Origin of the sequence: Novosphingobium sp. NDB2Meth1 (genome assembly GCF_900117425.1) — a bacterium.
Lineage (GTDB): Bacteria > Pseudomonadota > Alphaproteobacteria > Sphingomonadales > Sphingomonadaceae > Novosphingobium.
In genome coordinates this window covers 355021-379379 of record NZ_FPEH01000011.1, presented here as the reverse complement: position 1 = coordinate 379379, position 24359 = coordinate 355021, and the positions used below count along the sequence as shown (strand labels likewise).

Here is a 24359-nt window from a genome sequence, read left to right as displayed (position 1 = left end):
GTGATGTATCTTCCGGTGGAATCAGAAACACCGGGAGATAGCCAATGACCACCGTCACCCTCGAGCCGGGCATGCCGCAAACCATCGGCGAGGCCTTCGCCCACATCGGCACCGTCACCGCGCCGACCGTGACGGACATCAAGGTCATGTGCCTCGTCGAAGCCGCCAGCAAGGAACTCTACCGCGCGACCGCCGCCAATGCCGAAAACCCGGCGGTGGCAGACCTGCTGCGCACCAATGGCGACGAGGAATTCCTCCACGCCCGCCGCGCTGCCGCTGTGCTCAAGGTACTGACGGGCGAGGACTTCACGCCCCCCGAGGCCGACGCCAACCCCTATCTCGCCGGCGGCGCGTTCCCCATTGGCGAACTGACGCCCGAAGCGCTCCGCAAGCTCGCCCAGACCGAATTCGATGGCGAAACGCTCTACGAAGGCTGGGCCGCCAGCATCGGCAACGATGAAGCCGCCGCCCTCCTGCGCGCCAACGGCAAGGAGGAAACCGACCACGGCAACCGCCTGCTGCAGGCGGCGGCGCTGCTGGAGGGGTAGGGGAGAGGGGAGCTCACCCCAGCGCGCGATAGCGGAAGCCGCGAAACCGCACCGCGCCGTCACCCGCCGCAAACAGTGCCGGGCGCAGGCTGAGGAGGTTGTCGACCGTATTCGCGTTATAGCCGGAAACCTCGCTGCGCACGCCGTGGCGTGTCCAGGCCTTGCCGTCGAGGCTGTAGTGGAAGGTCGCGATCTGGTCTTCGCAGGAGATGCGCAGCCACATCCGCCGCGCGGGCCGTGCGGGTTCGGGCCAGTAGGAGGCCTTGCCGCCGCGATAGCTGGTCATGCGCTGGCCATCGATGCCCATGCCGAGGAACAGGCGGTCGTCGAAGAACAGCAGCAGGCCGCCGGTCGCTGCGCCGTCCAGTTCGACCTCGACGGTGATCTCGTAGGCCCGGTCGCCCACTTGCTGGGTCAGCACGGTGCCGTCCGCCGGGCCTTTGCCCTCTGCCTCCAGCACCAGCGCACCGCCGCCCGCGTGGACCCGCTTCGCCTCACCGGGCGCGCTGCCATAGAGGTTCCACAAGGTGCCCAGCCGGTCGCTGGTGAAGTCGTCCGAATGCGGCATGCCGTGCGGTACGCCTTGCGCCAACGGCTTGGGGAGGGGCTTCGACAGATCGCCGCCTCTGGCCCGGAACCAGCCGTCCGCCGTCCATTCGATCGGCTCGAGCAAGGTCTGCCGCCCGAGTGTGAGATAGCCGTTCTCGAAGCCGTGATAGACCATGTACCACTGCCCGCCCGGCCCTTCGACGCAGGTCGCATGCCCGCGTGACCACCACATCTCGGCGCGCGACTGCGTGCGCTGGATCGGATTGTGCGGGCAATGCTCCCACGGTCCGTTGATGGATCGGGAGCGGGCGGCGACGATCATGTGCCCCGTCGGCGGGCCGCTCGTGCCGCCGACCGCGTTGACGAGGTAGAAGTACGCGCCCCGGCGGAACAGCTTGGGCCCTTCCGGCGAGTACGCCTCGGTGATCCAGTCATCGGGATAGCGCCAGGCCTCGTAGACCGTCTCGACCGGCCCTGCGGTGGCGAGCCCATCCGGTGTCAGCTTCACCCGCTTGCCATCGTTGAAGAACAGATAGCGCTGGCCATCCTCGCCCACCACGTGACCCGGATCGATCAGACCGCCGATCTTGAGGTCGATCGGCTCGCTCCACGGCCCCTCCATCGATGGCGCGCGGATCACGTAGATATTGGCAAAGCTCGGCAGGCCCTCCGACCACGGCGCCTTCATAAAGGGGATGTAGATGAAATAGCGCCCGTCGTGCTTGGCGATATCGACCGCGAAGACCGTGCCCAGCGGGCGGGGGAGGGCGGGCTTCAGCGGCTGCCAGTTCACCAGATCGCGCGAGTGCCAGATCAGCAGTCCCGGCGCGGAATCGAACGACGAATGCGTCATGTAGTAGTCGTCGCCGTCCTTGAGGACGGAGGGATCGGGGTAGTCCCCGGAGAGGACGGGATTGAGATAGGTCCCGTTGCCGAGATCGGCCCGGCGCTGCCCCTCGATGCCGCGCGCCCATTGCGGCGGCGCCGAGCAGGTCGGGGTGAGCGGCCCCGCCTTTGCGGCGCGCGGCGCGAACCCGCTGCCACTCGCAACCGCGCCGGCCAGTCCCAGTTTCATGATGTTTCTGCGCGATTCCATCCCGGCCATCCTTTTATTAGAATGTTGGTTCTATATTCAGCGGGTGACACGCTGGCAACCGACGTCAAAATGGAGTTTACCTTTCGTGGAGGAGGGACGTCATGCGTGTCGAAACCTGAGCAGGCTGGCCTGTCCGAAACGCTCGACGCGCTGGTTGCGACGGATGGACTTCCTGCCAGCTACCGCAAAACCATCGATCAGCATTGGCGCTCGCTGGCCGTTTATATCGCGGCGCGCGCGGCAGTGGCGGGTGGTCCGCTGATCGTCGGCGTCAGCGGCTCGCAGGGCAGCGGCAAGTCCACGCTGTGCCGCATGCTCGAAGTGCTGCTCCTGCAGGAACACGGACTGCACGCCGCGACGCTTTCCCTCGATGATCTCTACCTCACGCGCCGCGAACGCATGGACCTTGCGCGCGAAGTCCATCCGCTGTTTGCCACGCGCGGCGTACCGGGGACGCATGATGCCGCGCTCGGCCTCGCGCTGTTCGATCGGGTGCGCGCCGGGCAGGCAGGCCTCAAGCTGCCGCGCTTTGACAAGGCCATCGACGACCGCGCGCCGGTGCGAGAATGGCCCACCCTGACCGCTCCGGTCGATATCCTCCTGTTCGAAGGCTGGTGCGTGGCCGCGCGCCCGCAATCGGAAGACAAGCTCGGCCCGCCGATCAACTGGCTCGAAGCCGAGGAGGATACGGCGGGCATCTGGCGCCGCCATGTCAACACGGCGCTTGCCGGACCCTACCGGCCATTGCTCGATGGGACGGATCTTGTGATCATGCTGCAGGCGCCTGACTTCAGCGCCGTGCTCGGCTGGCGGCAATTGCAGGAGGCCAAGCTGCGCGCGCGCACCGGCAGCGGGATGTCGGACGCCGAAGTCGCCCGCTTTGTGCGGCACTATGAACGGTTGACGCGGCATCTGCTGGCAGACTTGCCGGACCGGGCCGATGTGGTGATCCCGCTCGGCGCGGACCACAGCATCGGCGCGGTTCGCTACGCGGCTCAGACGAACGAATAGGGGTCGATATCGACCGCCACCCGCACCCCCGGCGGGAAGCGCAGCGGGGCGAGCCAGCCCTTGATCAGCTTCTGCACTTCGGCCGTGCGGCGCGCCGCGATCAGCAGGCGGTAGCGGTGCCGGCCGCGCAGCAGGGAGAGCGGCGCCGGGGCCGGACCGAGGATGAGGACGCCCGGCTCCCTGGGCTGGGCGCCGCCGATGGCGCGGGCCGCATCGCGCGCTTCGGCCTCGTCCTCGCTCGAGACGATGATCGCCGCCCAACGCCCGAACGGCGGAGCACCCGCCTCGCGCCGCGCTTCGGTTTCGGCGGCGTAGAACGCATCGCGGTCGCCGCTCGCGAGCGCGGCGATCACGGCGGCCTTGGGATGCCGCGTCTGGATCAGCACTTCGCCCGGCTTGGCCCCGCGTCCGGCGCGGCCTGCGACTTGGGCGATCTGCTGGTAGGTGCGCTCCGCCGCGCGCAGGTCCCCGCCATCGAGCCCCATGTCCGCATCGACCACGCCGACCAAGGTCAGCTCGGGAAAGTGGAACCCCTTGGTGACGAGCTGGGTGCCGACAATCACGTCGATCGCTTTCGCCTCGGCCTGCGCGACGAACTCCGCCGCCGCCGCTGGGCTGGCAAGCGTATCGGAGGTGACCACCGCCACGCGGGCACCGGGCATCAATTCGCCCACTTCGTCGGCAATGCGCTCGACCCCCGGTCCGCAGGCGACCAGGCAATCGGGCTCGCCGCATTCCGGGCAGACCGGCGGCGGCGGCACTTCGTGCCCGCAGTGATGGCAGGCAAGCCGCTGCGAGAGCCGGTGCTCGACCAGCCATGCCGAGCAGTTGGGGCACTTGAAGCGGAAGCCGCAGTGCCGGCACAGCGTCAGCGGTGCATAGCCTCGGCGGTTGAGGAACAGCAGGCTCTGCTCGCCCTTGTCCAGCCGGTCCGCCAGCGCTTCGACCAGCGGCGGCGCCAGCCAGCGCCCGCGCGGCGGCTGCATTTCGGTGAGGTTCACCACCGCGATCTTCGGCAGCAGCGCTCCGCCGAAGCGGCTCGGCAGCACCAGCCGCGTGTAGCGTCCCGCCTCGGCCATCTGCAGGCTTTCAAGCGCGGGGGTGGCGCTTGCCAGCACCACCGGCACCGCTTCGAAGTGCCCGCGCATCACCGCGACATCGCGGGCATTGTAGCGCACCCCGTCGTCCTGCTTGAACGCGATCTCGTGCGCCTCGTCGACCACGATGAGCCCGAGATCGGCAAACGGCAGGAACAGCGCCGAGCGCGCGCCGACCACCACTCTGGCGCCGCCGAACGCCACCTGCCGCCACGCCCGCCGCCGCTCGGATGCCTTGAGCGAGGAATGCCAGGTGACCGGCTGGGTCCCGAACCGCTTTTCAAACCGGCTGAGAAAGGCTGCCGTCAGCGCGATTTCGGGGAGCAGCACCAGCACTTGCCGCCCCGCCTCCAAGGCTGCCGCCACCGCTTCGAAATAGGTCTCGGTCTTGCCCGAGCCGGTCACGCCGTCGAGCAGGAACGGCTGGAACCGGTGCGCCTTGACAGCCGCCACCATATCCGCCGCCGCAGCGGCCTGCTGCTCGGCGAGATCAGGCGCGGCGAACTGCGGATCGGGCGCGGGGTAGGGCCGGTCGCTGTCGACCAGTACCGGCTCCAGCAGGCCTTGTCCCAGCATCCCGCGCAGCACGGCTTCGGAGACCCCGGCGATTTCCGCCAGTTCGCGCATCGTCGCCTGCTCGCCCTGCAGCAGATCGAGCGCCTGCAGGCGCTGCGGTGTCATCCGCGCGGGTTCTTCGCCAGTGAGGCGGTATTCAGTGACGGTCCCGCCGCCCTTAAGCGCCGCGCTGCTGGAGAGCGCCATCCGCGCCACGGCGGACAGAGGTGCGAGGTAATAGTCCGCGCACCAGCTGATCAGCCGCCGCAGCGGGGCCGGAAGCGGCGGTACCGGCAGCACTTCGAGCACGGCGCGCAGCTTGTGTTCCGGATAGTCGTCGCCCGGCAGCTCGCCTTCGTCCCACACAAGCCCAAGGATCTGGCGCGGCCCCAGCGGCAGCACGACCACGCTTCCCGGCGGCGCGTCCATCCCGGTCGGCACCCGGTAGTCGAGCGCGCCGAGGGCGGCGTTGAAGACGATGCAGCGGACGCGGGTCATTGGCACCATCTAGGCATTCGCGCCCTTCGGGGCAAAGTCTCACCGACACCCGCTTGGGGAAGAATGACAGGTACAAAGCGCCGCCACCCGCGCTATAGGGTACGGGAATCAGCCGAGGGACAAGCCGATGAAATTCTTTGTCGATACTGCCGATACTGCCGAGATTGCCGATCTTGCCTCGACGGGCCTGCTCGACGGCGTGACCACCAATCCCTCGCTGATCGCCAAGGCGGGGCGCGACTTCATCGAAGTCACCCGCGAGATCTGCGGTCTAACGTCGGGCCCGGTCTCGGCCGAAGTCGTCGCGCTCGATCATGCCGGCATGATGCGCGAGGCGGAAATCCTGCGGAAGATCGCCGACAACGTCTGCATCAAGGTGCCGCTCACCATCGATGGCCTCAAGACCTGCAAGGCGCTCACCGGCGACGGCACGATGGTCAATGTCACGCTGTGCTTCTCGGCCAACCAGGCGCTGCTCGCCGCCAAGGCCGGGGCGACGTTCATCTCGCCCTTCGTCGGCCGGCATGACGACAACGGCTTCGATGGCATGGACCTCATTCGCGACATCCGCCTGATCTATGACAACTACGCTTTCGGCACGGAAATCCTCGTTGCCTCGATTCGCCACGGGGTCCACGTGCTTGAGAGCGCCAAGATCGGTGCCGACGTGATCACCGCGCCGCCGGCGGTCATCAAGGGTCTGTTCAAGCATGTCCTGACCGACAAGGGCATCGAAGGCTTCCTTGCGGACTGGGCCAAGACGGGGCAGAGCATCGGCTGATCGATTTTCGACGGATGAAGACAGACCTTGGCTGACGAAAGCCCCCTCGACCAGTTCCGCTCCGTTCTCGCCGGCACCGCGCGCGCCGTGGCGGATGTGCCCGAGCTCGAAGTCGCCTGGACCGCCGACGCGCCGAGCCAGACGGGGACGAACCTGCGCCTGCCGATGCCCGGGCGCGCGCTCCCGGCGGCGCAAGTGGCTGAAGCGCGCGGGTTTGCCGATGGCATGGCGCTCAAGCTGCGCCTGCACGACGAGGGCCTGCACGGCCGCGGCGCACCGGTCGAGCCGCTCGCCCGCGCGTGCTACGACGCGGTCGAGCAGGTCCGCTACGAAGCACTCGGGTCGGATGGATATGCGGGTATTCGCGGCAACCTCGATGCCGCGACGACCATGCGCCTCGCCTCCGATCCGATCACCCGCGCGATCCGCCCGGAAGACGTGCCGCTGCCCACCGCGCTCGCCATGCTGGTGCGCGAGAGGCTGACAGGCCAGCCGGTGCCGCAGGCCGCCGAAGTCGGCACCGCGATGGTGCGCAGCTGGATCGAAGCGCGCGCCGGGGCCGATATCGAGGGCCTTGCCGATCTGCTCGGCGACCAGAAGGCGTTCCAGAACCTCGCGCTCGAAATGCTCGGCCATCTCGATCTCACCAAGGCGACCGACGAGGCTGATGACGGCGGCGACGAGGACGAGGGCGAGCAGGCCGACGATCAGGCCGAGGACCAGCCCGACGCCTCCGACGACGGCGCCGAGCAGCAGCCCAGCGAAGTCGCGGGTGACACGACCGAAGGCGACGAGCAGGGCGAGGAGCAGGAGCAGACCGAGACTTCGGAAGACACCGCCGATGCCGACATGGCCGACGAAGGCGACGAGGGCATGCTCCCCACGCGCCCCAACCGGCCGTGGACCGACCTGCCGGAAAGCTGGGAATACAAGGCCTACACCACCCAGTTCGACGAGGTCGTCTCCGCCACCGAGCTGTGCGACGAGGAAGAGCTCACCCGCCTGCGCGCCTATCTCGATGCGCAGCTCAAGGGCCTGCAGGGCATTGTCACCCGCCTTGCCAACCGCCTCCAGCGCCGCCTCATGGCGCAGCAGAACCGCTCGTGGGATTTCGACCAGGAGGAAGGCCTGCTTGACGCCGCGCGGCTGGCCCGCGTCGTCATCTCGCCCGGCCATTCGCTGTCCTACAAGATCGAGCGCGACGTCGAGTTCAAGGATACTGTCGTCACGCTGCTGATCGACAATTCGGGCTCGATGCGCGGGCGCCCCATCTCGATCGCGGCGATCAGCGCGGACATCATGGCGCGCACGCTGGAGCGCTGCGGGGTCAAGACCGAAGTGCTCGGCTTCACCACCCGCGCGTGGAAGGGCGGCCAATCGCGCGAGGCATGGCTTTCGGGCGGCAAGCCGGCGCATCCCGGCCGTCTCAACGACTTGCGCCATATCGTCTACAAGAAGGCAGACGAACCCTGGCGCCGCGCGCGCAAGAACCTCGGCCTGATGATGCGCGAGGGGCTGCTCAAGGAAAACATCGACGGCGAGGCGCTGCTCTGGGCGCACACCCGCCTGCTCGCGCGGCCCGAGGATCGCCGCATCCTGATGGTCATCTCGGACGGCGCGCCGGTCGATGATTCGACGCTCTCGGTGAACTCGGCAGGCTATCTCGAACAGCACCTGCGCCGCGTGATCGACTGGATCGAGAAACAGTCCCCGGTCCAGCTTGTCGCCATCGGCATCGGGCACGACGTGACGCGCTACTACCGCCGCGCGGTGACGATCATGGATGTCGAACAACTTGGCGGCACGATGGTCGAGCAGCTGGCGGGCCTGTTCGAAGACGATTGATTTCATTCTGGCTGCAAAATCCTGCACAGCATGTTCGGTGCGCGGCTTGCAACCCGCTCCGGTCTAGGTTCTATTAACCCGACTTTGGAGGGGGATTTCATGAAGCTGGTTAGAAACCTGCTTTGGCTGGTGGCTTGTGTCATGCTTCTGGTCAGCGCGCCCGCAGCATTTGCGCAGGAGAAGACCGGCAGCAAGGCCGGGTTCACGCTGAAGCCGGGCACGGTGCGGATCGTGCTGATGCGGCCCACCATCCGCGTCGGATCGCAATCGGCGGGCGGGGTGATCACACCCAACGCTGAATGGTCCGCGAACGCGCGCGAATACATCGCCAAGGCCCTCAAGGCGCAGCAGGACAAGCTGGGCAATGTCGTCGTCGATTACGACGAAGGGGTGACCAAGGACGGCGCGGTCGTCACCCAGTATTCCAACCTGTTCGGCGCGCTGGCCGATTCGGTGATCGAATACCAGTTCTTCCCCGGCAACCGTCTGCCGACCAAGAAGCGCAAGGGCTCGTTCGAATGGAGCCTCGGCAATGGCCTTGCCAACCTCGATTCGCTCAAGGGTGCCGACTACGCCTTGTTCATCAACACCTATGACGGGTACGGGTCCGCCGGTCGCAAGATGCTGCAGCTGTTTGCAGCGATGGGCGGGATTTCGGTGATTTCCGGGGTGCACTGGGGGCATGCCGGACTGATCGACCTCAAGACCGGCGAACTGGTGTGGCTGAATGCCGACCGTCAGATGGGCGGCGACTTGCGCACCGAGGATGGCGCGGTGAAGCGGGTCGAGCAGCTGCTCAAGGGCTTCCCGGGTCAGGCCGCGCCGGCTGCTCCTGCTGCAGCACCAGCCGCTCCTGCTGCCGCATCAACCGCCACTGAAGCAAGCAAATGAGCTTCTGCCGCCGGTTCAGCGCCGTGCTGCCCGGCATTGCGGCGCTGGCGCTGGCCGGGGCTGCGCATGCGGTTGAACCTGCTGCGCCGGTCTTGCCGACCTATACCGCCGCCTATCAGCCGCAGACCAAAGACGAACGCGGCATCTGGATGGAGGCGGACGAGGACGAGCGGGTCCTGCGCGATTCGGTCCTGCTCATGCGCGATGAGGGGCTCAACGCCTATGTCCGGCAGGTGCTGTGCCGCGAAGTCGGCGAGGATCGCTGCCGCAGCGTGCGGCTCTATATCGTCGAGGTTCCGCAGTTCAATGCAAGCATGGCGCCCAACGGCACGATGCGGGTGTGGACCGGACTGCTGCTGCGCGTGCAGAACGAGGCCGAACTCGCCTCCGTGCTCGGGCACGAATTTGCCCACTTCGAGCTTCGCCACTCGCTGGCGGGCATCAAGGCCCGGCGCGATGCGGCCAGCCTTGCTGCGTGGATCGGCGTGCTAAGCGCAGGCGCGGCCAATATCGGCACCGGCGGTGCTGGCAACGGCAGCACGCTGCAGCTTGCGGTGCTGGGCAACTATTTCAAGTTCAGCCGCGAACAGGAAACCGCGGCTGATCTTCTCGGCCTGCAATACATGGCGAAGTCGCCTTATGATCCGGCGGCCGCCTCGCAGATCTGGCAGTCGATCATGGCCGAGGCCGATGCCCGGTCGGTGGCGCGCGGATTGAAGCCCGGGCGCGAATACAAGGCCGCCTTCTTCGGCACGCATCCGCCTTCGCCAGAGCGCGCCGCCTACCTCAAGGCCGAAGCCGACAAGCTGGGCAAGCGCGGCGAACTGCGCGCGCAGGAGTACCGCGAGGCGATCCGGCCCTTCCTGCCGCGCTTGCTCGCCGCCCAGATCCGCTCCAACGACTTCGGCGGAAGCGAGTACCTGCTGCAGACGCTTTCGGCGACCGAAGGCTGGACCGGCGATCTGCTGTTCGCGCGCGGCGAGCTTTTCCGCCAGCGCGGCAATCCGCGCGATCTCGTGACCGCCGCCGATCTGTTCCGCGATGCGATTGCCAAGGGCTATGCCAATCCCGAGGCGCATCGGGAACTGGGCCTTTCGCTGATGCGGGGCGGCCAGGAAGCGGATGGCAAGGCCGCGCTGCGCGAATACCTCAAGCTCAAGCCCGATGCGAATGATGGCAACGTCATCAAGATGCTGGTCGGCAGTTAGGGACATGGTGATGATGAAGAACGCTTTTGCTGCGGTATGCGCGGTGTCGTTGCTCTCTGCCGGCGCTGCCAGTGCCAACTCGCTGGTTGCCCCGGGCGCGCACAGCGGGGTGGCCAAATCCAGCATCGCCACCACCTCGACCGGCGAGTGGAACAAGCTCAGCCGCACAGATGGCCCGGGCGTCGAAGTGTGGACGCGTGATGGCGACAGCCTCAACAAGGTCTCGTTCTTCGGCGGCATCGGCGGCGGCCTGCCGATCTACCGCGAGCGCAACAAGAAGGAAGCGCCGCTGCCCAAGGTGACCGCGAACATGCTGCTGCCGGACATTCCGGTCCTGCTCGAATCGACTTATCGCAGCCAGTATCAGGTCAACAAGTTCAGCCTCGAGAGCCAGGATATCGTCACCATCGAAGGCAAGCAGGCGATCCGGTTCACCTACAGCTTCGTGCGCAGCGACGATGAGGTCGAGCGCAAGGGCGAGGCGATCGGTTCGATCGTCAAGGGCAAGCTCTTCATGGTCACCTATGAAGCCCCGGCGATCTACTTCTTCGACAAAGACTTGCAGGATTTCCGCAAGATGGCGGAGACGCTGAAGTTCTGATGTCGCCGCCCGATCCGGGTTGACGGTTCAGGTTTAACCGGGCAGTTAAAGGCTATGACCGACATGACTGTGGCAGACGCCGTCCTCACCCGCCGTTCCATCCGCGCCTTCCAGGACAAGCCCGTCCCGCTCGATGTGCTGCGCCGGGTGATGGACACCGCGCGCTGGGCGCCTTCGGGGTGCAATTTCCAGCCGTGGGAAGCGACCATCGTCACCGGCGAGCCGCTGAAGGAACTGCAGGCCAAGATGGCGGTTACGCCGCCGCAGGACCCGCGCGAATACAGCTGGGACGATCCCGAAGTGATCCCCGAATGCAAGGCGCGGCTCCACGGTGTGGGCAAGGCGATGTACGCCGCGATGGGGATCGGCCGCGAGGATGTGGAAGCGCGCACCAAGTTCATGGGCGCCAATCTCGTCTCGTTCGGCGCCCCTGCGGTCCTGCTGTGCTATTTCGACCGCCGCATGGGGCCGCCGCAGTGGTCGGATGTCGGCATGTGGCTGCAGACGATCATGCTGCTGCTGCGCGGCGAGGGGCTGGACAGCTGCCCGCAGGAATTCCTCTCGGTCTATGCCAAGCTGATCAAGGACTTCCTCGGCGTTTCGGACGAGACGCACATCTTTTTCTGCGGCATCGCCATCGGCTACCGCGTCGAAGAGAACCCGGTGAACAACTTCCCCCGCGAGCGTGAGCCGATTGACGGCAACGTGAAGTTCCTCGGTTTTTGATGGGGTTCAGTGCGCTGCGGCATAGGCAGCAGCGCACGAGGCGGCTACTCACCTGCAAAACGCTGGGAGTTGGTCATGCCTGATTCCAAGGGCAGATCGGTACAGGCGCTGCGGCAGGGACTGCGGCAGCTCGGCTGGCAGCGGCTGGCCGTGGCGGGTTTGCTCCTTGCACTGGCGCTCTTTACTGCGCTGCGCAGCTGGAACCTGCCGCTGCTCAGTGCGGCGGAGAACACGCTCTACGATGTCCGTGCCGCCGGTTTCGCGCCGCGCAGCGATACCGACAAGCGCATCGTCCTTGTCGTCTACACCGACGATACCAACCGCAAGACCGGGCAGATTTCCCCGGTCGACCGCACCGTGCTGGCGCAGGCACTCGCGCAGATCGAGGGCCTCAAGGAAACCGGGGAGGGAGCGAAGGGCATCGGCATCGACGTGCTGATGGACAGCGCGCAGGATGATGATCCCCTGCTGCAGGCCGTGCTGCGCGGCATGCGCACGCCGGTATTCCTCGCCTTCGCCAACAACCGCACCAATCCCGAGGCGATCACCTGGGAGCAGGAGCAGGACCTGCGGCGCTATCTGGCGGCTGTCACCACGGAGACGACGAAGCCTGCGAGCATTCTCCTCGTGACCGACAGCGACGGCGCCGCGCGCCGCTGGCCGCGCCATTATCCGGGATTGCCGCCACTGCTTTCAGAGGCGCTGACGCAAGGCACAAGCGATGCCGCGCCGCAGTTCTCCGGCTTCACCGGCCCGATCCGCTACCGCCTGCCGACTGCGAAAGACCGTCCGGTCTTCGAGAAGATCCCCATCGATCTCCTCGCCGATCCCGCCACCGCGCCGCTCGTCGCCGATACGATCCGCGGCCGTTATGTGCTGATCGGCGGCGATTTTGCCGATTTCGACCAGTTTGACACGCCGTTCACCCGCACCGGCCTCTCGCCCGATCCGCGCGGGGGGCAATCGCGGATGATCGGGGTGGAAATCCACGCCTCGATGCTGGCGCAGCTGCTCGATAAGGCGCTGCCGCGCAGCGTGCCGGGCTGGGCGCAGACTCTTGGCGCAGTGCTCGCGGTGCTGCTCGGCATGGCGACGGCGGCGGCGCGCGCGCGGCCCTGGCAACTGGCGTTGGGCGTTGCGGTGCAGTTGGCGGCGTTCGCGGCCTTTCCGTTTCTCGTCGCGAAGGCGGGGTTCGATACGCTGGGTTTTCCCGCAGTCGGCTGGCCTGCAGGCTGGCTCATCGCCTATGTCGCGGTCAGCGCGGCCCTGCGTGCGATCAACGCGGCGCAGCGCGAATTTGCGCAGGGCGCGCTCGGCAAGTACCTGCCGCGCTCGGTCGCAGCCGAAATCCTGCGCAATCCGGAACGGCTGCGGCTGCACGGCGAAAAGCGGGAGATTTTCTGCCTGTTCAGTGATCTCGAGGGCTTCACCAAGCTGACTCATGCGGTCGAGCCGGAGATGATCGCGCGGCTGCTCAACGAATATCTCGACAAGCTTTCGGCTGTGGTACTCGAACACGGCGGCACGCTCGACAAGTTCGTCGGCGATGCGGTCGTCGCGTTCTGGGGCGCGCCGATTGCCTATCCGGATGACGGCGAGCGCGCGGTGAAGGCCGCCATCGCGATGTACCATGCGGGTGAGGCGTTCCGCCGCAATGCGCCGCCGGGTGTCCCGCCGATCGGGCGGACGCGCGTCGGTGTCCATTTCGGCGAGGCGATTGTCGGCAACTTCGGCGGTGACGGGCGAATCCAGTACACCGCGCTCGGCGATGCGATGAACACCGCGGCGCGGCTGGAGGCGGCCAACAAGCCGCTCGACACGACGGTACTGGTCAGCCGCGAGGTGCTGGAGCGTTGCGGATTGGACGGTTTCCGGCCGATGGGCAAAGTGGGCCTGCGCGGGCGGGCGACTCCGGTCGAGGTGTTCGAGCCGGTACCGGAGGGCGCACCCGAGGCCCTGACGCTTGCGGAGGACCTCCTTGCCGCGCATGCTGCAGGAAACCGCTCCGGTGTGCAGGCGCTCACAGCGCGAATCGCGGCGGAGGGCCACAAGGATCCCGCGCTGGCCAATCTGGCGCGCCGCCTTGCGGAACTGGATGATGGAGAGAGCTATGTCCTTGGCTAGTCGCACGCTTGCTGCTGTTGCCCTTGTTGGCGCCAGCTTCGGCTGGAGCGTCGCCGCGCACGCGCAGGCGGTGGTGATCCGCTCGACCGGCCCTTCCGCCGCCGCCTATCCGGCGGGGCGCAAGCTGCCGGCAGGCGCTGCGGTGACGCTCAAGGCGGGCGATCAGGTGACCGTGATCGACCAGGCCGGCTCGCGCGTGCTGTCCGGTCCCGGCGCGTTCCGCATCGACAATGCCGTGAACCGCGACGCAGCGGGCGGCGCCAACACCGCGCTTGCAGCCCTCATCGCCCGGGGCGGCGCCCGCACCCGCACCGGGGCCGTGCGCGGCGATACCGAAGTGCCGACCGAAGCAGTGCGGCCCGACAACGTGTGGTACGTCGATGTCAGCCGCGGCGGCACTGTCTGCATCGCCGATCCCGCGCAAGTCGTGCTGTGGCGCCCCAACCGCGCGGAGACCGGCAACGGCACCCTCTACGGCGCGGACAACACCCCCGCCGAAGTCACCTTCCGCGCCGGCAGCGCGATCAAGCTCTGGCCGGTGGCCAGCCTGCCGGTGGTCGATGGGCAGACCTACCGCTTCACCAGCCCGCTCGGCCAGACCGTGAAGATCACCACGCGGCTGCTGGTCGATGTGCCGGAAGACCCGGTGGCGGTCGCGGCGCTGCTTGCGGAAAAGGGCTGCTCGGCGCAGATCGACGTCCTCGCGAGCGCTCCGGCCGCGGCGGAGTGATCGCGCGCGCTTGACCGGCAGGCGCGCGGGCTGGCAGAGCGCGAGGCATGGAACTGACCCTGTTCAACAGCCTGACCCGCCGCGCCGAGCCCTTCGTACCCGTCCATGAAGGGGAAGCGCGCGTCTATACCTGCGGGCCGACGGTCTACAATTATCCGCACATCGGCAACATGCGCGCCTATGTCTTTGCCGACGTGCTGGGGCGGGCGCTGAGCTTCAAGGGCTACAAGCTCACCCACGTCATCAACATCACCGATGTCGGTCACCTGACCGACGACGCGGATGAGGGCGAGGACAAGATGGAGCGGATGGCCGCCGCCCAGAAGCAGTCGATCTGGGACATCGCCGAGCACTACAAGCAGGCCTACTGGGCCGATGTCCGCGCGCTCAACATCCGTCAGCCGGCGCAGTGGACGGTGGCGACCGACTACGTTCCGCAGATGATCGACTTTGCGAAGGGCATCGCTGGGAAGCACTGCTACGAACTCGACAGCGGGCTCTATTTCGACGTCTCGACTGTCGCCGACTACGGCCGTCTCGCCCGTGCCCAGACCGAGGACGGAGAGGGCCGGATCGAAGCGGTGGAAGGCAAGCGCAATGCCGCCGACTTCGCGATCTGGCGCAAGACCCCGCCGGGCGAGACACGCCAGATGGAATGGGATTCGCCCTGGGGCAAGGGCGCGCCGGGCTGGCACCTTGAATGCTCGGTCATGTCGGGCGCGGTGCTGGGCTTTCCGTTCGACATCCACACCGGCGGCATCGACCACCGCGAAATCCACCACCCCAACGAGATCGCCCAGAACCAGGCGCATTGCTGCACGAATGGCCTCGACGACGCGGCCAATTCGGGCGCCAAGGTGTGGATGCACAACAACTTCCTCGTCGAGCGCAGCGGCAAGATGTCGAAGTCGTCGGGCGAGTTCCTGCGGCTCCAGCTCCTCATCGACAAGGGCTATCACCCGCTCGCCTACCGGCTGCTCTGCCTGCAGGCGCATTACCGCAGCGAGCTGGAGTTCAGCTGGGAAGGGCTGGGAGCGGCGCTCACGCGGTTGAAGCGGCTGGTGATGGCGGTCGAGCAGCTCAAGACGCGCGCCGAGCAGACTGCACCCGCTGCGCCTGGCCCTCGCTTCCAGCCGTTCCTCGAACGCTTTGATGCGGCAGTTTCGGACGACCTCAACACGTCTGTCGCGCTGACGGTGCTCGAAGACGTCGCGGCACTCAAGAAGGTCGATCCGGCGGAGAAGCTGGCGACGCTTGCCGCCATGGACGCCGTTCTCGGCCTCGACCTCCTCAACCTCACCCGCGCCGACCTCCGCCTCCGCCCCAAGTCCGCCGAGATCACCGAAACCGAAATCGAAGCCACCCTCGCCGCCCGCAAGGAAGCCCGCGCCGCCAAGGACTTCGCCCGCTCCGATGCCCTGCGCGACGAACTCGCAGCAAAGGGCGTCGAGGTGATGGACGGCGATCCGCTCGGCTGGGAGTGGAAGCTGGGGTGACCTAACGCTTGGGCACCACCACCAGCTTGTAGGGAATGTAGAGCAGGACCTCGGAGAGGCTCGCACGGGTCCATTCGACCGGACGGTTGAGGCCTTCGATTTCTACCCCGTAGTCGGGGCCGAGTTTGGCCGCCATTGTGCGCGCATCGGCGGCAATCGCATCCGCCACGGCGCCGCGGTACTGGTCCGGCGCCACGACCGAGAGCGTCAGGTCATCGGCGCTGCCGAATTCCGCGCGCCCCACCGGCTCCACTGCCTTGATGAATTCGGCAATTTTCTTCTCGGCGACCACTCCGGACATCGTCCCGCCCAGCGGCACCTTGATCAGGAACACGGCGCGTGAGGTATCGGGACGGCCCGCTCCTGACAACGCGAGGGTCTTGTAGTTCTGCAAGGTCAAGGGCTCGACCGTGCGCTGCCCATAGGCCAGCTGGACGCCATGCTTCGGCGCGAGGCGGATCGCATTTTCGATCATCTGATAGACCTCGGCGATACGCTTGCCCGCATCGCGCGTATCGCCGGTGATCGAGACTTCCTGCACCGCGAAATCAGCAATGCGCTTGAGCCCGACAGCCGGCACCCGTTCGTCGAAGCCATCGGAATCGCGGCGCGTCGCCGTCACGATGACTTCCGCCATGCCATCGTCCTCAGCCATCGCAGCTGCCGGCCACCCCGCGCAGGCGAGGCAAACTGACAAGAAAATCCGTTTCATTGGCATGCCTCTCTCCGCTATCCCGCTTGAACGAAACAGTGCGGGAGAGCCTTGTCAATGACGGTCCTTGTGATGAACGCGCTCGCCGCGCCGCTGGTGCAGCCGCACTTGCCGGACTGGATCGAGCCGCGCTTCTTCCGCCATACCGCCGAACTGATGGAAATGGCGCCCGAGGCCGAGATCGGCTGGTTCGACCTTGAAGACACGGCGCCGATGGCCGAGGCGGTCAAGCTGGCCACCAAGCTCAAGTGGCTCACCAGCATCTATGCCGGGGTCGACGGCCTGCCTCTGTCGCTGATGGCCGAGCGCGGCGTCGTCATGACCAACGGCGCGGGGATCAACGCCATCACCATCGCCGAATATGTCGTGATGGGCATGCTCACCGTCGCCAAGGGCTACCGCGAGGTGGTGCGCGCACAGGATCGGCACGAGTGGCTGACCGATTCGCCCGGCAAGCTGGAGCTGGCGGACAGCAAGGCGCTGATCCTCGGCTATGGCGAAATCGGCCAGCGCGTCGACCGGGCTCTCACGGGCTTCGGCGTCGAGGTGACCAAAGTGCGCCGCTCGGCAGGGGAGGGCACGCTGCTCCCCGACCAGTGGCGCGCGCGGCTCGCTGAGTTCGACTGGGTGATCCTCGCGGTGCCGGGCACGGCGGAGACCGAAGGCATGATCGGCGCGGCCGAGCTCGCGGCGATGAAGCCCTCGGCGGTGCTGGTCAACGTCGCGCGCGGCAGCGTGGTCGACCAGGAGGCGCTGGTCGCGGCGCTCACCGCGCAGAAGCTGGGCGGCGCTTTCCTTGACGTCACCACGCCCGAGCCGCTGCCGGCGGATCACCCGCTCTGGGCCATGCCCAATGTCCACATTACCATGCACCTCTCGGGCCGCGCGCAGGGCAAGATGTTCAAGCGCGCGGTGGAGCGCTTCCTCGGCAATCTCGAGCGCTTCCGGCGCGGCGAGCCGCTCACCCATCAGGTCGATCTCGCGCTCGGCTACTGACCCTTCGCGCGGGGCGTGACTCCCGCGCACGGCTTTGTTACCCCTAGGGGCAGGGCGGCAGCGCACAGGCTGTAACCGCCAGTTGGTCGCGACCGTATTGGGATGAGGGAGCAGCGAGGCGCGCGCTCCCCGTGGGGAGCGAACACACATGACCGAAGGTTCCGGTAAGAAAGCCTCTGACCTGTTCATCGAATGCCTCGAGGAGGAAGGCTGCGAATATATCTTCGGCGTGCCCGGGGAAGAGAATCTCGATTTCCTCGATTCGCTCTCGCGCTCGAAGAAGATCAAGCTCGTGCTCACCCGGCACGAGCAGGGCGCGGGCTTCATGGCCGCGACTTATGGCCGCCATACCGGCAAGACCGGCGTCTGCATCGCCACCTTGGGGCCGGGCGCGACCAATTTCGTGACCGCGGCGGCCTATGCCACGCTCGGCGGCATGCCGATGCTGATGATCACCGGCCAGAAGCCGATCAAGAAATCGAAGCAGGGCCGCTTCCAGATCCTCGATGTCGTCTCGATGATGGGGCCGATCACCAAGTTCACCCACCAGATGGCAAGCTCGGACAACATCCCGAGCCGCGTGCGCGAGGCCTATCGCCTGGCCGAGGAAGAGAAGCCGGGCGCCACGCACATCGAGCTGCCCGAGGACATCGCCGACGAGCACACCGATTCGCGCCCCCTCAAGCGCAGCCAGGTCCGCCGCCCCAGCGCCGATCCCAAGTCGGTGCGCCAGGCGGTCAACGCGCTGGAAAAGGCCAAGGCGCCGTTGCTGGTGATCGGCGCGGGCGCCAATCGCACGATGACCGGGCGCATGCTGCTTCAGTTCGTCGAGAAGACGGGCATTCCCTTCCTCACCACCCAGCTCGGCAAGGGCGTGATCGACGAGCGGCACCCCAAGTTCCTCGGCTGCGCCGCGCTGTCCGCCGGAGATTTCGTCCACCGCGCGATCGAGGACTCCGACTGTATTGTCAACATCGGCCACGATGTGATTGAAAAACCGCCGTTCTTCATGCGCGATGGCGGACCGACGGTGATCCACGTCTCGTCCAAGACCGCCGAAGTCGATCCGGTCTATTTCCCGCATATCGAGGTGATCGGCGATATCGCCAACGCGATCTGGCAGATGAAGGAGGACATCGTCCCCAACGGCAGCTGGACCTGCGGCAAGATGCTCGAATATCGCGCCGCCGAAGTCGCCCACACCGCGCCGCTCGCGGCCGACGCGCGCTTCCCGATCTTCCCGCCGCACCTCGTGCAGCAAATCCGCGATGCGATGCCGGACGACGGGATCATCTGCCTCGACAACGGCGTCTACAAGATCTGGTTCGCACGCGGCTACACCGCCTACCGGCCCAATACCGTGCTGCTCGACAATGCGCTCGCGACGATGGGAGCGGGGCTGCCTTCTGCGATGATGAGCGCGATGCTCTACCCCGAGCGCAAGGTCATGGCGATCTGCGGCGACGGCGGGTTCATGATGAACAGCCAGGAGATGGAAACCGCGGTGCGCCTCGGCCTCAATCTCACCGTGCTGATCCTCAACGACAGCAGCTATGGCATGATCCGCTGGAAGCAGGCCAACATGGGCTTCGCCGACTTCGGCCTGACCTATGGCAACCCGGACTTCGTGAAATACGCTGAAAGCTACGGCGCGCATGGCCACCGCGTCGAAAGTTCGGCGCACCTCAAGGAACTCCTCGCGCATTGCCGTGATACCCCGGGGGTGCACCTGATCGATTGCCCGGTCGATTATTCGGAGAACGACCAGATCCTGAACAAGGACATCAAGGACCTCTCGAAGGCGCTCTAGGCATACCCTTTCGTCATTGCGAGGAGCGCAGCGACGAAGCAATCCAGAGCCGAAGCGCGCATCCGCTCTGGATTGCTTCGCTCCGCTCGCAATGACGAACCGAGGGGCGGGCTTGCCCCCACCAGAGGCTGACCATGGTTCAACTCAAAGACGTCTACCCGCTCTATCTCAACAACAAGGCGGTGCAGCCCAACACCGATCTTGTCGTGACCGACAAGTTCACCGGCGAGGTCGCCTTCCGCACCGCGCTGGCGACGCCGGACGTGATCGACGAGGCGATTGCCGGCGCCGTCCGCGCCGCCGAACCGATGGCGCGGCTGGCAAGCTACGAGAAGCGCGATGTGCTCGCCCACTGCGTGCGCCGCTTCATCGAGCGGTTCGACGAACTCGCCTATGCGCTCTGCGTCGAGGCGGGCAAGCCGATCGCCGACGCGGAGGGTGAGGTCACCCGCCTGATCGATACCTTCCGCATCGCCAGCGAAGAAGCGACGCGCAACTACGGTGAAGTCCAGCCGCTCGATATCTCGGCGCGCGCAAAGGGTTACATGGGGATGTGGAAGCGCGTTCCGATCGGGCCGTGCAGCTTCATCTCGCCGTTCAACTTCCCCTTGAACCTCGCCGCGCACAAGATCGCCCCGGCCATCGCGGTCGGCTGCCCGTTCGTGATGAAGCCCGCGAGCCTGACGCCATTGGGCGCGATCATCATGGGCGAAGTGCTGGCGGAATGCGATGTCCTCCCCGAGGGCGCCTTCTCGATCCTGCCGGCCAGCCGCGCCGGGGCCGATCTGTTCACCACCGACGAGCGGCTGAAGCTGCTGTCGTTCACCGGCTCGCCGGGCGTGGGCTGGGATCTCAAGGCCAAGGCGGGCAAGAAGAAGGTCGTGCTGGAGCTCGGCGGCAACGCGGCGGTGATCGTCGACGCCGATGCCGATCTCGACCACGCGCTCGCGCGCATCGTATTTGGCGGGTATTACCAGTCGGGCCAGTCGTGCATCCATGTGCAGCGCGTGATCATCCACGAAAGCATCTACGATACCTTCCGCAACATGCTGGCAGCCAAGGTGAAAACGCTGATCTCCGGCGATCCCAAGGCACGCGATACCTTCATCGGCCCGATGATCTCGGCCAAGGAAGCGCAGCGCCTCAAGGGCTGGATCGACGCGGCAGTGGCCGGCGGCGCCACCCTGCTCGCCGGCGGCGGCTGCGCGGGCGCGATGCTTGAGGCGACCCTGCTCGAAGGCTGCAGCCGCGACATGGACGTCTACACCGAGGAAGCGTTCGGTCCGGTCGTCATCCTCTCGAGGTTCAGCGACTGGAACGAGGCGCTCGAAGAGGTCAATGACAGCAAATTCGGCTTGCAGGCCGGTATCTTCACGCGTGATATTCACAAGGTGCTTGAAGCCTGGGATCACCTCGAGGTCGGCGGCGTGGTCGTCAACGACGTCTCCAGCTACCGGGTCGACAACATGCCCTATGGCGGGGTCAAGGACTCCGGCCTTGGCCGTGAAGGCGTGCGCTTCGCGATGGAGGACATGAGCGAGATCCGCAATCTCGTCATCCGGCGGGTTTGACGCACCGATCTGGATGGAACTCCGGGCTGCGATGAATCGAGCAGCTTGATACGAATACGCGCTTGAACGGGGTGTGTCGTCTGGCGTAACCAATGCTTTAAGGGTCGCCCTGTTAGGTCTCGTCCTGCGCGCGGTGAGGGCCGGAATGGTTCCTCCGCACTCTGCGCCGGACGTAGGGAACGAGGGGCAATGCGGGGCATATCGACACTGGCGCGGCCGCTCGGGGCTGCCCTTCGCGATGGAGCAGGGACTCCGCTTCTGGCAGGCCTTGCGTGTCTGGCCATGGCGCTGCTCGCACTTGGCACAGCGCTGGCGCTGCACCCGACGCCGCTTTCTGCCCAATCCGCCGATGCCAGCGAGGTTCGCCGCGCGCACATGGGGGTCGCCAGTTGCGCCGGTTCGACCTGCCACGGCCGCAGCGTCGCCAGCGGCACACCGATCCGGCAGGACGAGCTGCTGCGCTGGCAGGAGGAAAGCTCCCCCACCGGCGCACACAGCCGCGCCTGGCGGGTGATCGGTGAGCCGCGCGGCCAGGCCATTGCCCGCCGCCTCGGGCTCGACAGTGCAGGTCTGGTCCGCGAATGCGCCGGATGTCATGCTTCCAAGGGTGCCGAGAAGCTGGCGGACGGCGTCGATTGCGAGGCCTGCCACGGCAATGCTGGCGCAGGCCCGAGCGGCGGCTGGCTCGCCACGCACTACACCGTCGGCACCAGCCACGCCCGCAGCGTGGCGCAGGGCATGACCGACCTTACGATCCCGCGCGTCCGTGCCGGGGTCTGCCTCGATTGCCACCTCTCGGGCGACGGGCAGGGCCAGTTCATCGCGCATCGCATCATGGCGGCGGGCCATCCGCGCATTGCGTTCGAGATGGATCTGTTCAGCACCTTGCAGCAGCACCACGACGAGGACGCCGATTACGTCACGCGCAAGGGCCACAAGACCAATTCGATGCAGATGTGGGCGATCGGGCAGGCCGAGGCGGTCTCGCGCGGGCTCTCGCTCTACATGCAGCCGGCCAAGGCGAACGACGGCGTGTTCCCCGAGTTCACGTTCTACGATTGCCATTCGTGCCACCGCCGGATCTACGACAGCGACGAGGCGAATGTCAGCGCGGTGCCCAATCCGGGCCGACCGATCCATGCGGGCATGCCGCCCTGGAACGACGAGAACATGATCCTGCTGCTGGCCGCCGCCCGCGTCGTCGCGCCGGGTGAAGCCGCCACGTTCGACGCGCGCAGCAAGGCTTTCCACCGCGCGATGGGCGTGGGCCGCAGCGAAACCGTGGCCGCCGCGCAGGCGCTGCGCCAATCCGCCGAGGCGCTGTCCGCGCGCTTTGCGGGCACCGCGTTCAGTCGCGATCAGGCGTTCACCGTGATCGATACCATCGCCAGCGACGCGATTTCCGAGCGCTTCACCGACTACGAGGGCTCGGTCCAGTCGGTCATGGCGCTCGACACCTTGCTCAATGGCATGGTCAACGCCGGGATGGTCACCTCGGGCAGCGCGGGCAACCTGCGCATCCAGATCAACCAGGCCTATGCCGCGGTGCGCGATCCCAATGGGTTCCAGCCGATCGCCTTCCGCCGCGCGCTGGGCGGTGCCGTCCGTTCTATCCGGAGTCTTCGCTGATGGGCTTTCGCAAGCTGTGCGGGCAATTTGCTGCCTCGCTCGCCCTTGTCGGCATGGTGCTGTCGGGCTTTGCACCCCTGGCCGCGACCACCGCCAGTGCAGCCGTCTACCGGGCGCCCGCGCTCGAGGCGCTGACGGTCGCGGATGTTCAGCGCATCATCGCGCAGGCCGCGGGTGAGGCGAAGGCGCGCGGCGCCAAGGCGACCATCGCCGTGGTCGACCGCGTGGGCAACGTGCTCGCCGTCTACCGCATGACCGGCGCGGGCACGACGATGCGCATCAACGCGCCGACCCAGCTCCCCGCCAACGTGTTCCCCTCCGAGCTGGGCGCGATCGCCAAGGCCATTACCGGGGCCTACCTCTCCTCCGGCGGCAATGCTTTCTCCACCCGCACCGCCAGCATGATCGTCCAGCAGCATTTCCCGCCCGCGCCGAGCACGCCGGGGCTGGAAAGCGGGCCGCTGTTCGGGGTGCAGTTCAGCCAGCTGCCGTGCTCCGATCTCAACACGCGTTTTCCCGGTTCCGCAGTGCCGGTCGATGCGATGATCGGGCCAAAGCGCTCGCCGCTGGGGCTGGCCGCAGACCCGGGCGGCTTCCCGCTCTACAAGAACGGCGTGGTGGTCGGCGGGGTCGGTGTGCTGGCGGACGGAGTCTACGGCTTCGATCCCAATGTGCTCGATTTCGACAACGACCTTGACGAGCTCATCGCCTTCGCCGCGCTGCAGGGCTTCTCTCCGCTGCTCACGATCCGCGCTGATCGCATTCCTGTCGACGGGACGACACTGCGCTTCTCCGACGCGACCGCCAGCAAGCTTCACCCGCTCCAGTCCAGCTTTGCCGCGCTGGGCTCCGCTGCAGGCGCGCTGATCCCGGTTGCGGGATACTACGCCGGCAGTTCCATCCTTCCCGGCGTCGCTTATGGCACCGAGCGCAGCGGGGTGCGCTTCGCGACGGCGGCCGATTTCAGCAACCCCGAAGCCTTCGTGCTCAGCGACGGCAAGGGCGCCAACCGCTACCCGATCCGGGGCGGGGCTGATGCTGCCGAAGTGGGCACGGCGCTCAAGCCCGCCGAAGTGCGCGCGGTGCTCGAAGAAGCCTTCAAGATCATGAGCCGCGCGCGCGCGCAGATCCGCCGCCCGCTCAACAGTCCGGCGCAGGTGACGATCTCGGTCGTCGACAGCTGGGGCACGCCGCTGGGGCTGGTGCGCAGCCCCGATGCGCCGATCTTCGGCACTGATGTTTCGCTCCAGAAGGCGCGGACGGCGGCGTTCTTCTCCAATCGCCGGGCGGGCGAACTGCTGTTCGCGAATCCTGATCCGGGCGTGGCACCGACGGTTGCCGCCATGCGCTCGTTTCTGGCCGATCCCGCCGCACTCACCGGCAAGACGGCCTTTGCGGATCGGGCGATCGGCAATCTGGCGCGTCCTTATTTCCCCGATGGGGAGGTAGGCCGCCCCAATGGCCCGCTCTCGGTGCCTATCACCCGGTTCAGCCCGTTTGCCACCGGCCTCCAGACCGCGCTGATCGCGCGGACGCTGGGCGCGAACCGCTGCACCAACATCCCCCTCGCGCCGAGCGGCCAGCAGCGCCTTGCCAATGGCATCCAGATCTTTCCGGGCTCCGTGCCGATCTACCGTGGCAACACGCTGGTGGGGGCCATCGGTGTTTCGGGTGACGGCATCGATCAGGACGACATGATCAGTTTCCTCGGCCTCAACAATGGCGGCCTTCGGGTCGGCGGGATCGGCAATGCCCCCAAGGCCATCCGTTCGGACCGCATCGTGGTGAAAGTCGGCGCCGGTGTGCGGCTGCGCTATGTGAGCTGCCCGTTCGCGCCGTTCCTCGATACCTCGATCCAGAATGTCTGCGAGGGCCTGTGAGCTTT

At 66.7% G+C, this 24359-nt stretch carries 19 protein-coding genes; 16 read left to right on the top strand and 3 right to left on the bottom strand.

The window, feature by feature from the left end; all coding sequences use genetic code 11:
• Positions 1-44: 44 nt before the first annotated feature.
• Positions 45-548 carry a ferritin family protein gene (locus NDB2M1_RS02075; RefSeq protein WP_072379134.1) on the top strand — a complete coding sequence of 168 codons (504 nt, stop codon included), beginning with the start codon at positions 45-47 and terminating at the stop codon, positions 546-548.
• Between the two features lie 13 nt (positions 549-561).
• Here NDB2M1_RS02075 and NDB2M1_RS02070 read toward each other — a convergent pair whose 3' ends face one another.
• On the bottom strand, positions 562-2193 hold the full coding sequence (locus NDB2M1_RS02070; RefSeq protein WP_072379132.1) for a family 43 glycosylhydrolase: 1632 nt from the start codon (positions 2191-2193) through the stop codon (positions 562-564).
• Positions 2194-2298: 105 nt separating this feature from the next.
• Here NDB2M1_RS02070 and NDB2M1_RS02065 point away from each other — a divergent pair, with 105 nt between their 5' ends.
• A complete protein-coding gene (locus tag NDB2M1_RS02065) occupies positions 2299-3204 on the top strand; it encodes a kinase (RefSeq protein WP_253185741.1) in 906 nt (301 codons plus the stop codon).
• On the opposite strand, the gene NDB2M1_RS02060 is transcribed toward NDB2M1_RS02065, so the two are convergent.
• Complete coding sequence (locus NDB2M1_RS02060) at positions 3189-5354, bottom strand: primosomal protein N' (protein ID WP_072379129.1); 2166 nt, start codon at positions 5352-5354, stop codon at positions 3189-3191. The two genes, NDB2M1_RS02065 and NDB2M1_RS02060, sit on opposite strands and share 16 nt — an antisense overlap.
• 127 nt (positions 5355-5481) lie before the next feature.
• Between NDB2M1_RS02060 and fsa the strand changes: the two genes are divergently transcribed.
• From fsa to cysS, 9 genes are all read left to right on the top strand, one after another.
• A complete protein-coding gene (gene fsa, locus NDB2M1_RS02055; protein WP_054121688.1) occupies positions 5482-6135 on the top strand; it encodes a fructose-6-phosphate aldolase in 654 nt (217 codons plus the stop codon).
• Between the two features lie 27 nt (positions 6136-6162).
• The gene (gene cobT / locus NDB2M1_RS02050) at positions 6163-7980 is read left to right on the top strand and encodes a cobaltochelatase subunit CobT (RefSeq protein WP_072379127.1); all 1818 of its coding nucleotides are present in this window, start codon (positions 6163-6165) and stop codon (positions 7978-7980) included.
• Between the two features lie 99 nt (positions 7981-8079).
• Complete coding sequence (locus tag NDB2M1_RS02045; RefSeq protein ID WP_072379124.1) at positions 8080-8871, top strand: hypothetical protein; 792 nt, start codon at positions 8080-8082, stop codon at positions 8869-8871.
• On the top strand, positions 8868-10079 hold the full coding sequence (locus NDB2M1_RS02040; protein WP_072379122.1) for a M48 family metallopeptidase: 1212 nt from the start codon (positions 8868-8870) through the stop codon (positions 10077-10079). Before NDB2M1_RS02045 ends, NDB2M1_RS02040 begins: the two co-directional genes overlap by 4 nt.
• 10 nt (positions 10080-10089) lie before the next feature.
• Positions 10090-10680, top strand: a complete 591-nt coding sequence (locus tag NDB2M1_RS02035; protein ID WP_253185740.1) for a hypothetical protein — start codon at positions 10090-10092, stop codon at positions 10678-10680.
• A 54-nt stretch (positions 10681-10734) separates the two neighbouring features.
• The gene (locus tag NDB2M1_RS02030; RefSeq protein WP_371328179.1) at positions 10735-11406 is read left to right on the top strand and encodes a nitroreductase; all 672 of its coding nucleotides are present in this window, start codon (positions 10735-10737) and stop codon (positions 11404-11406) included.
• A 75-nt stretch (positions 11407-11481) separates the two neighbouring features.
• Entirely contained in the window at positions 11482-13530 is a 2049-nt protein-coding gene (locus NDB2M1_RS02025; protein WP_072379120.1) for an adenylate/guanylate cyclase domain-containing protein, read from the top strand.
• Positions 13517-14260: a hypothetical protein gene (locus tag NDB2M1_RS02020; protein ID WP_054121693.1), complete on the top strand. Its 744-nt coding sequence runs from the start codon at positions 13517-13519 to the stop codon at positions 14258-14260. The genes NDB2M1_RS02025 and NDB2M1_RS02020 overlap by 14 nt, the downstream gene beginning before the upstream one ends.
• Before the next feature lie 47 nt (positions 14261-14307).
• Positions 14308-15756, top strand: a complete 1449-nt coding sequence (gene cysS / locus NDB2M1_RS02015; protein WP_072379117.1) for a cysteine--tRNA ligase — start codon at positions 14308-14310, stop codon at positions 15754-15756.
• A gap of 1 nt (position 15757) precedes the next feature.
• Here cysS and NDB2M1_RS02010 read toward each other — a convergent pair whose 3' ends face one another.
• Entirely contained in the window at positions 15758-16411 is a 654-nt protein-coding gene (locus NDB2M1_RS02010) for a TonB-dependent receptor (RefSeq protein WP_253185739.1), read from the bottom strand.
• Between the two features lie 114 nt (positions 16412-16525).
• Here NDB2M1_RS02010 and NDB2M1_RS02005 point away from each other — a divergent pair, with 114 nt between their 5' ends.
• From NDB2M1_RS02005 to NDB2M1_RS01985, 5 genes are all read left to right on the top strand, one after another.
• Positions 16526-17464: a D-2-hydroxyacid dehydrogenase gene (locus NDB2M1_RS02005; RefSeq protein WP_072379113.1), complete on the top strand. Its 939-nt coding sequence runs from the start codon at positions 16526-16528 to the stop codon at positions 17462-17464.
• Positions 17465-17612: 148 nt separating this feature from the next.
• A complete protein-coding gene (locus NDB2M1_RS02000) occupies positions 17613-19274 on the top strand; it encodes an acetolactate synthase large subunit (protein WP_072379111.1) in 1662 nt (553 codons plus the stop codon).
• A gap of 134 nt (positions 19275-19408) precedes the next feature.
• Positions 19409-20845 (top strand): aldehyde dehydrogenase family protein, encoded by a 1437-nt coding sequence (locus NDB2M1_RS01995; RefSeq protein ID WP_171955302.1) that lies wholly within the window; start codon positions 19409-19411, stop codon positions 20843-20845.
• A gap of 282 nt (positions 20846-21127) precedes the next feature.
• Entirely contained in the window at positions 21128-22474 is a 1347-nt protein-coding gene (locus tag NDB2M1_RS01990) for a multiheme c-type cytochrome (RefSeq protein WP_072379107.1), read from the top strand.
• A 53-nt stretch (positions 22475-22527) separates the two neighbouring features.
• Complete coding sequence (locus NDB2M1_RS01985; protein ID WP_253185763.1) at positions 22528-24354, top strand: heme-binding protein; 1827 nt, start codon at positions 22528-22530, stop codon at positions 24352-24354.
• Positions 24355-24359: the final 5 nt, after the last annotated feature.

Excerpts from the sequence above, each read along its gene's own strand:
- NDB2M1_RS02075 (WP_072379134.1), top strand. The coding sequence starts at position 45 with ATGACCACCGTCACCCTCGAGCCGGGCATGCCGCAAACCATCGGCGAG.
- NDB2M1_RS02070 (WP_072379132.1), bottom strand. The coding sequence starts at position 2,193 with ATGGAATCGCGCAGAAACATCATGAAACTGGGACTGGCCGGCGCGGTT.
- NDB2M1_RS02060 (WP_072379129.1), bottom strand. The coding sequence starts at position 5,354 with ATGACCCGCGTCCGCTGCATCGTCTTCAACGCCGCCCTCGGCGCGCTC.
- fsa (WP_054121688.1), top strand. The coding sequence starts at position 5,482 with ATGAAATTCTTTGTCGATACTGCCGATACTGCCGAGATTGCCGATCTT.
- NDB2M1_RS02045 (WP_072379124.1), top strand. The coding sequence starts at position 8,080 with ATGAAGCTGGTTAGAAACCTGCTTTGGCTGGTGGCTTGTGTCATGCTT.
- NDB2M1_RS02040 (WP_072379122.1), top strand. The coding sequence starts at position 8,868 with ATGAGCTTCTGCCGCCGGTTCAGCGCCGTGCTGCCCGGCATTGCGGCG.
- NDB2M1_RS02035 (WP_253185740.1), top strand. The coding sequence starts at position 10,090 with ATGATGAAGAACGCTTTTGCTGCGGTATGCGCGGTGTCGTTGCTCTCT.
- NDB2M1_RS02030 (WP_371328179.1), top strand. The coding sequence starts at position 10,735 with ATGACCGACATGACTGTGGCAGACGCCGTCCTCACCCGCCGTTCCATC.
- NDB2M1_RS02025 (WP_072379120.1), top strand. The coding sequence starts at position 11,482 with ATGCCTGATTCCAAGGGCAGATCGGTACAGGCGCTGCGGCAGGGACTG.
- NDB2M1_RS02020 (WP_054121693.1), top strand. The coding sequence starts at position 13,517 with ATGTCCTTGGCTAGTCGCACGCTTGCTGCTGTTGCCCTTGTTGGCGCC.
- cysS (WP_072379117.1), top strand. The coding sequence starts at position 14,308 with ATGGAACTGACCCTGTTCAACAGCCTGACCCGCCGCGCCGAGCCCTTC.
- NDB2M1_RS02010 (WP_253185739.1), bottom strand. The coding sequence starts at position 16,411 with ATGGCTGAGGACGATGGCATGGCGGAAGTCATCGTGACGGCGACGCGC.
- NDB2M1_RS02005 (WP_072379113.1), top strand. The coding sequence starts at position 16,526 with ATGACGGTCCTTGTGATGAACGCGCTCGCCGCGCCGCTGGTGCAGCCG.
- NDB2M1_RS02000 (WP_072379111.1), top strand. The coding sequence starts at position 17,613 with ATGACCGAAGGTTCCGGTAAGAAAGCCTCTGACCTGTTCATCGAATGC.
- NDB2M1_RS01995 (WP_171955302.1), top strand. The coding sequence starts at position 19,409 with ATGGTTCAACTCAAAGACGTCTACCCGCTCTATCTCAACAACAAGGCG.
- NDB2M1_RS01990 (WP_072379107.1), top strand. The coding sequence starts at position 21,128 with ATGGCGCTGCTCGCACTTGGCACAGCGCTGGCGCTGCACCCGACGCCG.
- NDB2M1_RS01985 (WP_253185763.1), top strand. The coding sequence starts at position 22,528 with ATGGTGCTGTCGGGCTTTGCACCCCTGGCCGCGACCACCGCCAGTGCA.